The sequence below is a fragment of the Shewanella chilikensis genome (genome assembly GCF_037953065.1).
In the GTDB taxonomy this organism is placed as follows: Bacteria; Pseudomonadota; Gammaproteobacteria; order Enterobacterales; family Shewanellaceae; genus Shewanella; species Shewanella chilikensis.
The window spans coordinates 1,056,671-1,070,438 of sequence record NZ_CP149966.1; the positions used below are offsets into that span (position 1 = coordinate 1,056,671).

Annotated in this window: 11 protein-coding genes and 2 pseudogenes; 8 read left to right on the forward strand and 5 right to left on the reverse strand. The window is 52.6% G+C overall.

The genetic code is table 11. The annotated features are described in order from the left end of the window. The first annotated feature begins 121 nt into the window (after positions 1-121). Positions 122-1,198 carry a DNA polymerase IV gene (gene dinB / locus WKR14_RS04965; RefSeq protein WP_101054042.1) on the forward strand — a complete coding sequence of 359 codons (1,077 nt, stop codon included), beginning with the start codon at positions 122-124 and terminating at the stop codon, positions 1,196-1,198. Positions 1,199-1,447: 249 nt separating this feature from the next. Here dinB and WKR14_RS04970 read toward each other — a convergent pair whose 3' ends face one another. Next, entirely contained in the window at positions 1,448-2,350 is a 903-nt protein-coding gene (locus WKR14_RS04970; RefSeq protein WP_101053911.1) for a DMT family transporter, read from the reverse strand. Positions 2,351-2,652: 302 nt separating this feature from the next. On the opposite strand from WKR14_RS04970, the gene dnaK reads away from it, so the two are divergent. Both dnaK and dnaJ read left to right on the forward strand, forming a co-directional pair. Further along, positions 2,653-4,566 carry a molecular chaperone DnaK gene (gene dnaK / locus WKR14_RS04975; protein WP_165564579.1) on the forward strand — a complete coding sequence of 638 codons (1,914 nt, stop codon included), beginning with the start codon at positions 2,653-2,655 and terminating at the stop codon, positions 4,564-4,566. A 90-nt stretch (positions 4,567-4,656) separates the two neighbouring features. Further along, on the forward strand, positions 4,657-5,787 hold the full coding sequence (gene dnaJ, locus WKR14_RS04980) for a molecular chaperone DnaJ (RefSeq protein WP_039033623.1): 1,131 nt from the start codon (positions 4,657-4,659) through the stop codon (positions 5,785-5,787). A gap of 170 nt (positions 5,788-5,957) precedes the next feature. On the opposite strand, the gene WKR14_RS04985 is transcribed toward dnaJ, so the two are convergent. Continuing rightward, complete coding sequence (locus tag WKR14_RS04985; RefSeq protein WP_165564580.1) at positions 5,958-6,380, reverse strand: MarR family winged helix-turn-helix transcriptional regulator; 423 nt, start codon at positions 6,378-6,380, stop codon at positions 5,958-5,960. Positions 6,381-6,590: 210 nt separating this feature from the next. On the opposite strand from WKR14_RS04985, the pseudogene WKR14_RS21370 reads away from it, so the two are divergent. Next, positions 6,591-6,665, forward strand: a pseudogene (locus WKR14_RS21370) (hypothetical protein); the annotation flags it as partial. Here the strand turns inward: WKR14_RS21370 and WKR14_RS04990 are convergent. The 3 genes and pseudogenes from WKR14_RS04990 to WKR14_RS05000 form a co-directional block, all read right to left on the reverse strand. Then, positions 6,638-8,653: pseudogene (locus WKR14_RS04990) on the reverse strand (FUSC family protein); the annotation flags it as partial. The pseudogenes WKR14_RS21370 and WKR14_RS04990 overlap by 28 nt on opposite strands. Position 8,654: 1 nt before the next feature. After that, a complete protein-coding gene (locus WKR14_RS04995) occupies positions 8,655-9,518 on the reverse strand; it encodes an HlyD family secretion protein (protein ID WP_335917159.1) in 864 nt (287 codons plus the stop codon). A gap of 8 nt (positions 9,519-9,526) precedes the next feature. After that, positions 9,527-9,727, reverse strand: coding sequence for a DUF1656 domain-containing protein (locus WKR14_RS05000; RefSeq protein ID WP_165564583.1), 201 nt, complete (start codon positions 9,725-9,727; stop codon positions 9,527-9,529). A 247-nt stretch (positions 9,728-9,974) separates the two neighbouring features. Here WKR14_RS05000 and WKR14_RS05005 point away from each other — a divergent pair, with 247 nt between their 5' ends. From WKR14_RS05005 to carA, 4 genes are all read left to right on the forward strand, one after another. Beyond that, positions 9,975-10,769, forward strand: coding sequence for a M48 family metallopeptidase (locus WKR14_RS05005; protein ID WP_165564584.1), 795 nt, complete (start codon positions 9,975-9,977; stop codon positions 10,767-10,769). A gap of 159 nt (positions 10,770-10,928) precedes the next feature. Further along, positions 10,929-11,546, forward strand: a complete 618-nt coding sequence (locus WKR14_RS05010) for an FKBP-type peptidyl-prolyl cis-trans isomerase (protein WP_165564585.1) — start codon at positions 10,929-10,931, stop codon at positions 11,544-11,546. A 59-nt stretch (positions 11,547-11,605) separates the two neighbouring features. Further along, positions 11,606-12,424 (forward strand): 4-hydroxy-tetrahydrodipicolinate reductase, encoded by an 819-nt coding sequence (dapB, locus tag WKR14_RS05015; RefSeq protein WP_224867167.1) that lies wholly within the window; start codon positions 11,606-11,608, stop codon positions 12,422-12,424. A 189-nt stretch (positions 12,425-12,613) separates the two neighbouring features. Further along, entirely contained in the window at positions 12,614-13,762 is a 1,149-nt protein-coding gene (gene carA / locus WKR14_RS05020; RefSeq protein WP_335917156.1) for a glutamine-hydrolyzing carbamoyl-phosphate synthase small subunit, read from the forward strand. The last annotated feature ends 6 nt before the right edge of the window (positions 13,763-13,768 follow it).

Below are 13,768 nucleotides of genomic sequence, written 5' to 3' on the forward strand. Positions count from 1 at the left end.
CTCTCCTTTTTTGCTCCCGATTGAAATACCTTTACGTTATCCTGGCTTGTTAACTGTGTTTATATACAGTACTCTGTTTGTGTCCGGCTCGACCGAGCCCTTTGAGATCCGGAAAGTAAGCTTGAGAAAGATCATACATATCGACATGGACTGCTATTTTGCCGCAGTGGAGATGCGTGATTTTCCAGAATATCGTGGCCGACCTCTGGCCGTAGGTGGCAGCAGTGACAGACGCGGGGTGATAAGCACCTGCAATTATGAGGCGCGTAAATTCGGCGTTCGCTCTGCCATGGCCTCAGCCTATGCGTTAAAGCTTTGCCCGGATCTGCTGCTTATCCCCGGACGCATGTCTGTCTACAAGGAGGTCTCGGCAGAGATCCGGGCCATCTTTGCCCGGTATACCTCACTGATTGAACCTCTGTCGCTGGATGAAGCCTACCTGGATGTATCCGATAGCTCGTTATGCCAAGGCTCGGCCACCCTAATTGCCGAAGCGATTCGCGCCGATATCCTGGCGGAAACCGGCCTGACAGCCTCTGCGGGTATCGCCCCGGTCAAGTTTCTCGCCAAGGTGGCCTCGGATCTCAACAAGCCCAACGGTCAATATGTGATAACGCCACAGGCGCTGCCTGAGTTTGTTAAAACCCTGCCGCTTATCAAGATCCCCGGTGTCGGTAAGGTCACCGCCCAGAAGCTGGCTGATATGGGGCTGCATACCTGTGCGGATGTGCAAAAGGTGCCTCTGGCCATATTGCAGCAGCGGTTTGGGAAGTTTGGAACCTTACTTTATGAAAGGGCTCAGGGGATAGACGAACGGGAGTTGACCATTAACCGAGAACGTAAATCGGTCGGGGTAGAGACCACGCTGGCAGAGGATATCCATACTCTGGCTCAGTGTCGTCAGGTGATGCCACAGTTGGTTCAGGAGTTGGCCCGCCGTTTGGAGCGCGGAGCCAAAGACAGGCAAATTCAAAAGCTGGTGGTCAAACTCAAGTTTAGTGACTTTAAACAGACCACTATAGAAACCCGCTCGAATGAGTTATCTGTGCGTCTGCTGGATGACTTGCTGACCCAGGCATTGCAAAGAGCCAACGGTCGTGGCATCCGCCTGCTGGGGGTAGCTGCCGGCCTGGTCAGCCAGGATGACAGCCACTCATCGGCAGAGGAAACTATACAGCAGTTGGATTTGGCTTTCTAAATTTACAGTTTGGATTAGTTTACAGAAATGCATTCGGCTATCGGTTCTTGGGGTAACGGAACTGTTGGGCTAAAAAGCTCCTTCTACGGCATTACCTAGGCGCCAGTTCACCCAGCGCTTACTGTACGAGGCGATTCCTGGGTATTGGGCCATCATCATAGGGCCATCACCAATTTCCAACATTAGGCGAGCTGCACAGATGAGGCCGAGAATCTTCATTGCCCTTCAACAATGGCTGAATATGGCGTATCACACTAGCTTCACTTTCGGCGCCTTGGGTTTCAGTACTTTCTGTATCAAGAGTGCTGACAGGATAAGTCCCATGCCGACCAGAGTCGCCAGTGTGATGGCTTCTTTCAATATCAGCGCAATAAACACCATGGACAGGAGTGGCGTCAGAAACACCAGGTTGGTGATGCTGGCTGCTCGCTCTGTGGTTCTCAGTGCCATTAGCCAGAGCACAAAGGTAACGCCCATTTCAAACAGCCCCACATAGATACCGGCCCCTAGCGCTTGCCAATGTAAAGAGGGCAGACTTTCTGTTGCCAGCAGGGTGATGGTTATTAGCGGTAGACTCACCAAAAAACTCAGCAATAGGCTGACAATGGCATCGCCCTTGTCTTTGGTATTAATGATCCAATATAAGCACCAGAGCAGGGTACTGGAGAGTGCCAGCAGGATACCGAAGGGGTTTTCAAAGTCCATCGATAACAGGTTACCGCCGGTGGCGATTACCAATACTCCAAAGTAGCCGGTGATGGCCGCCAGCATGTCGCTGAGTTGCAGCTTTTGCTGCAACATGGGGGCGGCAAGCAGTGGCAGCAGTACCGCCCAGGTGTAGTTCAGCGACAGCGCCTGCTGCGCCGGCAAGAGATCATAGGCTTTGAACAGTACCAGATAATATAGAAAGGGATTCAGTATTCCGGTTTGCAGATAAAACCAGGGCCGGGCGCGAAACTGCTGCTTTAATAATGTGAGTTTTTTCTGCCAGGCAAGAATAAGCCCCAGACAGATGGATGAAGTGATAACGGCAACAAACACCAGTTGCAACGGCGAGAAGAAGCCAAGGGCGATTTTAAAGGCGGTCGCAACAGTGGACCAGAGGAATACGGCGGCCATTCCGTAGATCAGGGCCAGCTGGGATTTTTTCACTTTAGAGGTCTCTGTTTCTACTCTTGTTTTATGGCTGGTTCGGCCACGGTCGCAATCGACACTATTTTATTCAGCACTGCTAAACAAAAAAAGATCTTCGGCACCGACGATGCGAAAAAAGATTGTACAAAAGATCCATTTTTTTCTTCCTGGCCCTTGTAAAGCAGTTTTACGCCCTTATATAGGGGGTAAGGCAAGATTGGGGGCCATCTACAACGGGCTTGAAAACAGCGAGTTTACCCCCATATCTGAAATCAGATAAACATATTCAGTTCGAAAGAAAAGATTTTTCGGAGGACCTCATGGGTAAAATTATTGGTATCGACTTAGGCACAACAAACTCTTGTGTAGCTGTCCTCGATGGTGACAAGGCTCGCGTATTGGAGAATGCCGAAGGCGATCGTACTACACCTTCTATCATCGCCTTCACTGAAGACGAGACGCTGGTTGGCTCACCTGCAAAGCGTCAGGCTGTTACCAACCCTGCCAACACTTTCTTTGCCATCAAGCGTTTGATTGGCCGTCGCTTTACTGACGATGAAGTTCAGCGCGACGTCAGCATCATGCCTTTCAAGATCATCAAGGCCGACAACGGCGATGCTTGGATTGAAAGCCATGGCAAGAAAATGGCACCTCCTCAGGTGTCTGCTGAAGTACTGAAAAAGATGAAGAAAACTGCTGAAGATTTCCTGGGTGAGCCAGTGACTGAAGCGGTAATCACAGTACCTGCTTACTTCAACGACTCTCAGCGTCAGGCCACCAAAGATGCCGGCCGTATTGCGGGTCTGGAAGTAAAACGTATCATCAACGAGCCAACTGCAGCGGCACTGGCCTATGGTATCGACAAGAAGCAGGGCGACAACATTGTTGCTGTATATGACCTGGGTGGTGGTACTTTTGATATCTCCATCATCGAAATCGACAGCAACGACGGCGACCAGACTTTCGAAGTACTGGCAACCAACGGTGATACTCACCTGGGTGGTGAAGACTTCGACAACCGTCTGATCAACTACCTGGCTGACGAATTCAAGAAAGAGCAAGGTCTGGATCTGCGTAACGACCCTCTGGCTATGCAGCGTCTGAAAGAAGCTGCCGAGAAGGCCAAGATTGAGCTGTCCAGCACCACTCAGACCGAGGTGAACCTGCCTTACATCACTGCCGATGCGACAGGTCCCAAGCACTTGGTGGTTAAGATCACCCGTGCCAAACTGGAATCTCTGGTTGAAGACCTGATCCAGCGCTCTCTGGAGCCTCTGAAAGTGGCTCTGGCTGATGCCGACCTGTCAGTGTCTGACATCAACGAAGTGATCTTGGTGGGCGGTCAAACCCGTATGCCTAAGGTTCAGGAAGCGGTAACCAACTTCTTCGGTAAGGAACCACGTAAAGACGTGAACCCTGATGAAGCGGTAGCCGTAGGTGCTGCGATTCAAGGTGGTGTACTGGCCGGTGACGTGAAAGACGTACTGCTGCTGGACGTAACGCCTCTGTCTCTGGGTATCGAAACCATGGGCAGCGTAATGACTAAGCTGATTGAGAAGAATACGACTATTCCTACCAAGGCACAGCAGACCTTCTCTACAGCAGACGACAACCAGAGCGCAGTGACCATTCACGTGCTGCAGGGTGAGCGTAAGCAAGCCAGCGCCAACAAGTCACTGGGTCAGTTCAACCTGGAAGGTATTGAGCCTGCTCCACGCGGCATGCCACAGATTGAAGTGACTTTCGACATCGACGCCGACGGTATTCTGCACGTGTCTGCCAAAGACAAGAAGACAGGCAAAGAGCAGAACATCACCATCAAGGCCTCTTCCGGTCTGTCTGATGATGAAGTCGAGAAAATGGTTCGCGACGCCGAGGCTCATGCCGAGGAAGACAAGAAGTTTGAAGAGCTGGTCAGCGCCCGCAACCAGGCTGATGGTCTGGTACACGCCACCAAGAAACAGGTGGAAGAAGCCGGTGACGCTCTGGCAGCAGACGACAAGGCCAAGATCGAAACCGCTATGGCCGCTGTAGAAACTGCCACCAAGGGCAACGACAAAGAAGCCATCGAGAAGGCGACTCAAGAGCTGATCGAAGCTTCTGCCAAGCTGATGGAAATCGCTCAGGCCAAGGCACAACAAGCCCAAGGCCAAGGTGAAGCTCAGAGCAGCAATGCCCAGGCCGATGACGTTGTCGATGCCGAATTCGAAGAGGTTAAAGACGACAAGAAGTAATTGGGTGGTAACACTCGATTAATTCCGGCGGGCGTTACGGGGCAACCCTAACGCCCGCTTGTGTGAATCCAGCTTGGAAAGCGTGAGATTATGTCAAAGCGAGATTATTACGAAGTATTGGGCGTCGGCCGCGACGCCAGCGAACGGGAGATCAAGAAGGCCTATAAGCGCCTGGCGATGAAGTATCACCCTGACCGCAACCCGGGCGATAAGGCGGCCGAGGCCAGCTTTAAAGAAGTCAAAGAAGCTTACGAGATTTTGACCGACGAAGACAAAAAAGCTGCCTATGACCAGTTTGGTCATGCTGGGGTTGACCCCAACCGTGGCGGTGGTGGCTTTGGCGGCGGTGCCGATTTCGGTGATATCTTTGGCGATGTGTTCGGGGATATCTTCGGTGGTGGTCGTCGCGGTGGGCATCGTCAAGCCGCCCGTGGCTCAGATCTGCGTTACAACCTGGAACTGTCGCTGGAAGAAGCGGTGCGTGGTATTACCCGAGAGCTTAGGATCCCAACCTTGGTTAGCTGTGACCTCTGTGATGGCAGCGGCGCGAAGAAGGGGACCTCGGCCACTACTTGTGGTACCTGTCATGGTGCCGGTCAGGTACAGATGCGCCAGGGTTTCTTCGCTGTGCAGCAGCCTTGTCCTACCTGTCATGGCCGCGGCAAGATCATCAAAGAGCCTTGCAGCAAGTGTCATGGTGATGGCCGCATAGAGAAGAGCAAGACACTGTCGGTAAAAATTCCAGCCGGTGTCGATACTGGTGACCGTATCCGTCTGGCTGGTGAAGGTGAAGCCGGTGAATTCGGAGCTCCGGCGGGAGATCTCTATGTTCAGGTTACTGTGCGCGAGCACCCGATCTTTGTCCGTGACGGCAACAACCTCTATTGTGAAGTGCCTATCTCCTTTGCCAAGGCCGCCCTCGGTGGTGAAGTGGAAGTGCCGACACTGGACGGCAAGGTCAACCTGAAGATCCCGGCGGAAACCCAGACCGGCCGCATGTTCCGCATGCGCGGCAAAGGGGTTAAGTCGGTGCGCAGTCACGCGGTTGGCGATCTGCTTTGCAAAGTGGTGATGGAAACGCCGGTGAATCTGTCCGAGCGTCAGAAAGAGCTGCTGCGTGAATTTGAAACTTCAGTCACCGGCGCATCCAAGAAACATAGCCCCAAGGCCGAAGGTTTCTTCGATGGGGTGAAAAAGTTCTTTCAGGATTTGAATAGCTAACCAGCTTTCGGCTGAAACAAAAAACCGATGCTCAAGGCATCGGTTTTTTTTGACCATATTTGAGTTGGCGTTAATGTCGCCTTCGATACTTATGCGGCTTTTTCTGTTTCTGGCTGCTGATTAGGACTGCGGTGTTCAGAGTGCCTGTCTGGTATTCAGAGCGCCGACATTCAGGCACCCAGCTTATGGAGCAGGCCTAGCCACAGTTGTTGCTCCTGCTCACTCAAGCGTGACATAAACTCATCGGTGACTTGCTGAAATGATACCTCGGCCTCTGCAAAAATCTTAGCGCCCGCTTGTGTCAGGGCCACTAGGCTGACTCTGGCATCCCGGCTGGCGGCTTCCTTTTCTACCAGACCAATTTTTTCCATTGGGTTAAGCAGGCGGGTGATCCCCGAAGCGCTAAGTCCGGCGCCTTGGGCCAGGTCAATCCTTCTGAGCTTATTGCCCTCGGCCTTTGCCAATTGCCTCAGTACCAAAAACTCGCTGAAGCTGATGCCGTGCAGCGACAGCCTGCCTGCCAGACTGCGTTGCAAGTGGCTGTGTATCTCGGTTATGGCAAGCGCAATACTTGCCGTAATAGGTTGTGTCATCTGAAACCTCTTTAGAAGGAAACTAACTTGATAGATGCTTTATTGATGCTTGATTAAGCAGGTATTGGTTTATTTGCTTGAATGGTCAAGTAGTTTGCAAGTTTTTTATTTGGTTTGATGACTCCTGGCGTTGAGCTTCTGGTCTTTACCTAAGGCTTTTGTTCGGAGGTAGACTCTTGTTCCTGCGGTGGCTCAGACTCAGCTTGGGGCGCGGGTGCATTGGCATTGCTTATCATGGCGGCGCTGCGTTCAAAGGTCATTATCAGGCGCTCAAACATCCCCTGAACCATCTCCAGTTGCTCCAGTGCCAAACCATCGGTTTGCAGCCGGGCTAAAAGGCGTTCGCAGCTGTTACGGAAATCAGGTGGATTTTCGCCGCGGGAGCAGAGGATAAAGGCGTTGGCGAGCGCCAGTTGCCAGTCTTGCAGCAGTTCGTCGAGTTGGCTGTCGCTGATGCTGGCCAGCAGGCGGCGCAGGCGCATAGATACATGGCCAAGGTTAAGGCCGGTAAGGCCTAAGTCGGTCAGGGTTCGGTTGCTGCTCTGGCTGCTGCGTTCATAATTGGCCAAGCGCAGCAAGCGATCAGCCATACGGGCATTGAACCAGTCCTCGGGCTTGTCCTGTTTGACCATCTCAATCAGATCTTTGCGGGTAGCGTTGAGCAGGCGTTGCTGCATCATTTTGACCCCGGGTTCTGTCACCAGCTTAAACAGCCAATAGAGGATGCTGACGCCGACAAAAATGGCCATAGCCTTGCTAAGGGTGTTGTCTACGGCAAAAGCCTGGCTCATGTCTTTACCGGGGCTGACCAAAATGGCAAATGGGATACAAAATCCCAGGCCGTAGGGCAGGGTGGCCTGATTGGCCAGCGCCATCAGGCCAATAAAGAAGGGGCCTGCCAATACCAACAACATGATCTCAATATCACCACTGCTTTGGGCCAGTAGTCCGAGGGCGTAAAATATTGCGACAGGAATGGCAATCATCACCCCTATCAGCAGCCGCCGCAAGATCATGCTCAAAAGAGGTAAGGGAAGCCTGGCCATCATGATGGAAAAGATCACCGGCATGGTCATTATCATCAGGGCTGCACTGGAAGCGGTGCCAATCCAGATACCGGCGCCGATCAGGAAAATCAGCATGGTTCTGACACCCGTGATAAGCCCGAGCAAGGGATCTCTGTGGGTCTGCATCGCGGGAGCATTGAGCAGCGTTTTATCCGGTGACTCCAATGCCTTGAAGGCCCGCAGCACCAATACTAAATCACTGGCCAGCTCCGAAGCGGTTTTCAACAACCGCGACTCCAGTGGGCTGATACAGGTATGAGTGTTGCGAAAGTGGATGATTTCGCGCCTTTGCTTGTGTGCCAATTCATAACAGAATTGGAAATCGTCCGACTCGGACATAGTTCGGAAATTACCTTTAAGAGTATTGAGCAGCCCTGATAGGGTACCTGTCATCAACTCTTCATGGTTACGCTGCAAACGGCCGAATATCTGGATTACTGCGAGTAGAGACAACACCTTGTTGAATAACAGATTGGCTGCACGACTGCGCCCAGGACCTTCCGGTCCCTCGTAGCTGAGAGCGTTGGCATCGTCACTGGCTGCTGCCAGCGATTCAAGAATTGCGTCTATCTGATTATGGCGATTTTCATGGGAGCCGTTGAGATCCAGCTCCAGTGTTAGGTATTCCAACGTCTGGTTGACTATTTTACGGGTTTGTTTCTGCAGCCCATCGGTAACTCTGACAGGCCACAGCAACTGGCTCACCAGAGTGGCACAGATGGCACCGACTATGATTTCGCTGACCCTGGAATGGGCGACAGCGAAGATGGTTTCACTGTTTGCTGTAGCTGGGGTTACCATTACCAAGAGCACAATAAGACAGGGGGTGATCCCCGCCATGGCGAAGGCGTAGACAAAGTTGATATGGCGCACCATGGCCGATAGCGCCGAGTTCAGACCCAACCACAGCGCCAGGGTGAGCATGGCCAGTTCGGGGGCTCCGTAAAAAATGCTGAGAATCGCTATGCCGACAACCCCGCCTATCAGGGTGCCTATTATCTGACAAAGGCCTTTTTCCAGCACCAGGCCACTCTCGGGGCGCATTTGCAGGAATATTGCCGACACCAGCGCCCAGTAGGGGCGCTCCAGGTCCAGATAGAGCGCCGCTGTCAATGCCAGTGCCATGGCAATCACCCCTTTGGTAGCGAAGATCAGTGTGCGCTTGTCCGGGGTGAGAAATACCGCCAATGTAGGAGACAGGGGCATATTATTTTTCGGCTTGCAGTTGGATGGAAACCGTCAATCCTGCGCTGAGATCATGTTCTTTTGAAGCCTTGTCCAGCTTGATATCCACAGGGATCCTCTGTGCTAGCCTGACCCAGTTGAAGCTCTGTTGAATTTGCGGCAACAGTTGGCCGTTGGCATTGGTATTGGTATCAGCAATTGCCTTGCCTATGCTGACTACTTCGCCCAGGAGCGGCTCGCCACCGCTCATCAGGCTGATTTTGGCCTTTTGGCCTACCTTTATCAGTGGCAGCTTGGTTTCTTCAAAGTAACCTGTGACATAGAAAGAGCCTTGTTTGACCAGAGATAATACTGCCTTGCCCTGGTTGACATAGTTGCCCTGACGTAGGTTGAGGTTGATTATGGTGCCATCGGCGGGGGAGTGAACCTGAGTGCGCTGTAGATCTATTTTGCTGCTGTCGAGTCTGGCTTTCGCCAAGTTATAGCTGGCTTTGGCTAGCTCAGTGTTGATCCGTGCAGTTTCCAAATCTTCTTCGCTGATCACCTCGCGGCCGGTGAGATTCTTGCGCCGTTCATATTTGTGCTTGGCCAGTTCCCAAGCGTGGAGCTTGTTTTCCAGCTCGGCGGCCAATTCGGTACTGGCGGCCTGATAACGGGTATCGTCTACCTTAAACAGCAGATCGCCACGTTTGACTTGCTGGTTATCTTTAACATTCAATTGGGTTACCCAGCCTGAGACATCTGCCGAGAGGGTAATCACTTCGGCCCGCACCCGGCCATCACGGGTCCAGGGGGAATAGAGGTAGTGATTCCAAATCCAATATCCGGCCACTAAGGCTGTCAGCACGAGAAGCAGGGTAATGGAGATGCGCAGTACTTTTGCCATGATAAGTGTCAACTCTCAAACAGGTAGATAATCAGTGCCAGATAGCACACGAACAGGGCAACTTCGAACCAGGCCACTCGCCAGATTTTTGTGTACAGCCCGGTCCAGTGAAGAACCAGTCTGGTCAGAAACCAGAGTACGAGCGCAAGAGGTGCGAAGAGAACCAAAGGACTGAACAGCAATCCTCCCAAGGCTAATTCTTCAAGCATTGTATGAGTTGGAACCTATAAAAAGATGTCTGGTAAAGAGTAACTTATAAGCGGATAACGGCGTTTTTCCGTATCCATGTATCTCAATCAGTGTCGTGCCTGACAAGCCAGAGGTCAACTTCTTTCACACTTGGCTGTATGGCAAGATGGCTTTTGAGCCGACCAATCCTTTGGCGATACGACAAGCTGTGCTTGCGTGTGACACTCAGGTAAAATCCAGGGAAACTTTATCACCGGAAGATAAAAGATGAATAACCGAATTTTCGGCCTGCTGGCCATACTCTTTGTGGGAGCTCTTTCTGGCTGCTCCACTACCCAGTCGCCTACCGGGCGTTCGCAGATGCTGTTGTTTTCGCCCGAGCAGATAAATCTGATGGGTACCGCTTCTTTTGAGCAGATAAAAGCAAAGGAGAAGCAGAGTCAGGATAAAACGGCCAGTGCCTATGTTGCCTGCGTGGCGCAGCGTATTACCTCTTTGTTGCCGCAGCAACATTGGCAATGGGTGCTGTTTGACTCGGAGCAGGTCAATGCCTTTGCCCTGCCCGGAGGGCATATCGGTGTCTATACCGGGCTTCTCAAGGTGGCCAACAATGAAGATCAACTGGCAACGGTAATCGGCCATGAGATAGCGCATGTGTTGGCGCAGCACGGTAATGAACAGGCCTCACGGGCCCAACTCAGCAATACCGGCATGCAGTTGGCCGGTGCTGCATTGGGGATGGGGCAGGTAGCCAATGCCGATCTCTACATGGCGGCTCTGGGGCTTGGGGTGCAGGTGGGCTATATCTTACCCTATGGCCGGGCGCAGGAATCCGAGGCTGATGTGATGGGGCTGGAACTGATGGCCCGGGCCGGCTTCGATCCCAGAGCCGGGGTGACCTTATGGCAAAACATGGCCAAGGCGGGGGGCGGTCAGGGGCCGGAGCTCTTATCGACTCATCCATCCAATGAGAACCGCATTGCCCAGTTACGTGATTTACAAGCGCAGATGATGCCGCTCTATCAGGCGAGCAAGGGTAAGTTTCGCTCTTGCCAAAGATGAGGTTAAGGAAAGTCGGCTTGCTTGGCCCTCAGCCCATTTCGACTTGATACTCGGCGAATGAACAAAGCGTAAGGATACGAATAAGCGCAACACTTGAACCCGGATAAGTGTTACACTGTGCCGCGAAAAATTCACAGATAAACTGAGAGTAAACTGATTATGTCTGATAAGTTCACCAGTGTTGAACAACAAGCCAGCTACGGCGTAGGCCGCCAGTTGGGTGAGCAACTGGCCGCAAACTCTTTCGAAGGTCTGGATATTCCAGCCGTTCAAGCCGGTCTGGCCGATGCATTTGACGGCAAAGAGAGTGTTGTTTCCATGGAAGATATGCAGGTTGCTTTCTCTGAAATCAGCCAACGTCTGCAAAAGGCTCAGGAAGAGGCTGCCGAAGCCGCTTCTGCCGAAGGCAATGCTTTCCTGGCTGAAAACGCCAAGCGTGAAGGCGTGGTGACTACCGAATCAGGTCTGCAGTACGAAATCATCAACGAAGGCTCAGGCGAGAAGCCAAGCTATGATTCCAATGTTCGTACTCACTATCACGGTACCTTTATCGACGGTAAAGTATTCGACAGTTCAGTGACCCGTGGTCAGCCTGCCGAATTCCCGGTTTCCGGCGTAATTGCCGGTTGGACCGAAGCGCTGCAACTGATGCCGGTTGGCGCCAAGTACAAGTTGTATGTACCGCATCACCTGGCCTACGGCGAGCGTGGTGCCGGGGCGGCTATCCCGCCTTATTCTACTCTGGTCTTTGAAGTGGAATTGCTGGACATTCTGTAATACCAAAATCGCTTGAGTCTGACTCAGGCGATTTTTTTAGCCTGTATGTGGAGAAAGTTATGAGTGGACATGTCAGAGTTGCGGTTGCCGGAAGCAGCGGCCGTATGGGGCGTACCCTGATAGAAGCGGCCGCGCATTCCAGCCGGATCATTCTGGGCGCAGCCATCGAGCGCGCAGGCTCGACTCTGGTGGGAGTCGATGCCGGCGAGTTGGCCGGAGTCGGTTGTCTCCATGTCCGGGTCAGCGATAGCCTGGATCAGGTTGCCGATGACTTCGATGTGTTGGTGGATTTCACCAGCCCGGAAGGCACCCTCAGCAATCTGGATTGGTGTGCCCGCCATCATAAGGCGATAGTGATAGGCACCACAGGTTTCAACTCGGCGCAAAAGGCGCAGATTGAGGCCTTTGCCGAGCAGATCCCTGTGGTCTTGGCACCCAATATGTCGGTTGGGGTTAACTTGATGTGGAAGCTGCTGGAACTGGCGGCGGAAGTCATGGGTGATTATACCGACATAGAGATCATCGAAGGTCATCACAGACACAAGAAGGATGCTCCTTCAGGTACCGCCTTGAAGATGGGGGAAGTGATTGCCAACACGCTGGGGCGGGATCTGGAAAAAGTGGCCGTTTATGGCCGCGAAGGGATCACCGGCGAGCGTGAGCGCGACACCATAGGTTTTGCCACTATCAGGGCGGGCGACTTGGTGGGTGAGCATACCGCCATGTTTGCCGATATGGGCGAGCGTTTGGAGATCACCCACAAGGCTTCCAGCCGATTGACCTTTGCCAACGGTGCCATGCGTGCGGCACTTTGGCTACAGGAACAGGATGCCGGGCTCTACGACATGCAACAGGTATTGGGGTTGAAACCCCTGTGACATTATTTAAAAAACCGCCAATCGGCGGTTTTTTTTTCGAATTCGTCCGTCAAGCTATAGACGGATTGTCATTTCTCGTGTAGGATGCTCGGAATTTGTCAAAATTTCGTATTTTAGCGGAAATTGGTACTTTAAACAAAGATAAAAACATTATATTTCAGTGGCTTGGCTCTTTTCTCGGAGGTCGCGTTGACAAAGTCTGCCTTACTCGTACTCGAAGATGGAAGCGTATTTTCCGGCACAGCAATAGGTGCCGATGGTATTGCAGTCGGAGAAGTTGTTTTTAACACTTCGATGACCGGATATCAAGAAATCCTCACCGATCCATCTTATTCTCGCCAGATAGTAACTCTAACCTACCCACATATCGGTAATACCGGTACCAACAATGAAGACACAGAATCCGATGCAGTTCATGCCTGTGGTCTTATTATTCGTGATCTTCCCCTCCTCGCCAGTAACTTCCGTAACCAACAATCCCTCAGTGATTACCTCAAAGCCAACAAGGTGGTCGGTATCGCCGATATCGACACCCGTAAGCTGACCCGTATTCTGCGGGAGAAGGGCGCTCAGGCCGGTTGCATTCTGGTGGGTGAGCAGGACGTAGACAAGGCGCTGGCCGCCGCCAAGGCCTTCCCTGGGCTGAAAGGCATGGACTTGGCCAAGGAAGTGACGACCGAAAAGTCTTACCGCTGGCGCAAGGGCACCTGGCGTTTGGAGAGTGGCCTGCCGGTCGATACTCCCGAGTCAGAACTCAAGTACAAGGTAGTGGCTTATGACTACGGCGTGAAGCAGAACATACTGCGGATGCTGGTAGACAGAGGCTGTGATGTGACTGTGGTTCCTGCACAAACGCCAGCCAGTGAAGTACTGGCGATGGCACCGGATGGGGTATTCCTCTCCAACGGCCCCGGTGACCCGGAGCCATGTGACTACGCCATCAAGGCGATTCAGCAAATTCTCGAAACCGATATCCCGGTATTCGGCATCTGCCTTGGCCACCAACTGCTGGCGCTGGCCAACGGTGCCAAGACGCTGAAGATGAAGTTTGGTCACCACGGTGCCAACCACCCGGTAAGCGATATTGACAAAGGCACTGTGATGATCACCAGTCAGAACCATGGTTTTGCTGCCGACGAAGCCACACTGCCTGCCAACATCAAGGTGACTCACAAGTCGCTGTTTGATGGCTCACTGCAGGGGATCCACCTGACAGACAAGCCGGCCTTCAGCTTCCAGGGGCACCCTGAAGCGAGTCCGGGGCCGCACGATTGTGCGCCACTGTTCGATCACTTTATCGAACTGATTGAGCAATACCGTCACCAAGTCAAGCTGTAATCGCCG

Excerpts from the sequence above, each read along its gene's own strand:
- WKR14_RS04985 (WP_165564580.1), bottom strand. The coding sequence starts at position 6,380 with ATGACACAACCTATTACGGCAAGTATTGCGCTTGCCATAACCGAGATA.
- dnaK (WP_165564579.1), top strand. The coding sequence starts at position 2,653 with ATGGGTAAAATTATTGGTATCGACTTAGGCACAACAAACTCTTGTGTA.
- WKR14_RS05000 (WP_165564583.1), bottom strand. The coding sequence starts at position 9,727 with ATGCTTGAAGAATTAGCCTTGGGAGGATTGCTGTTCAGTCCTTTGGTT.
- dapB (WP_224867167.1), top strand. The coding sequence starts at position 11,606 with ATGAGTGGACATGTCAGAGTTGCGGTTGCCGGAAGCAGCGGCCGTATG.
- dnaJ (WP_039033623.1), top strand. The coding sequence starts at position 4,657 with ATGTCAAAGCGAGATTATTACGAAGTATTGGGCGTCGGCCGCGACGCC.
- WKR14_RS04995 (WP_335917159.1), bottom strand. The coding sequence starts at position 9,518 with ATGGCAAAAGTACTGCGCATCTCCATTACCCTGCTTCTCGTGCTGACA.
- WKR14_RS05005 (WP_165564584.1), top strand. The coding sequence starts at position 9,975 with ATGAATAACCGAATTTTCGGCCTGCTGGCCATACTCTTTGTGGGAGCT.
- WKR14_RS05010 (WP_165564585.1), top strand. The coding sequence starts at position 10,929 with ATGTCTGATAAGTTCACCAGTGTTGAACAACAAGCCAGCTACGGCGTA.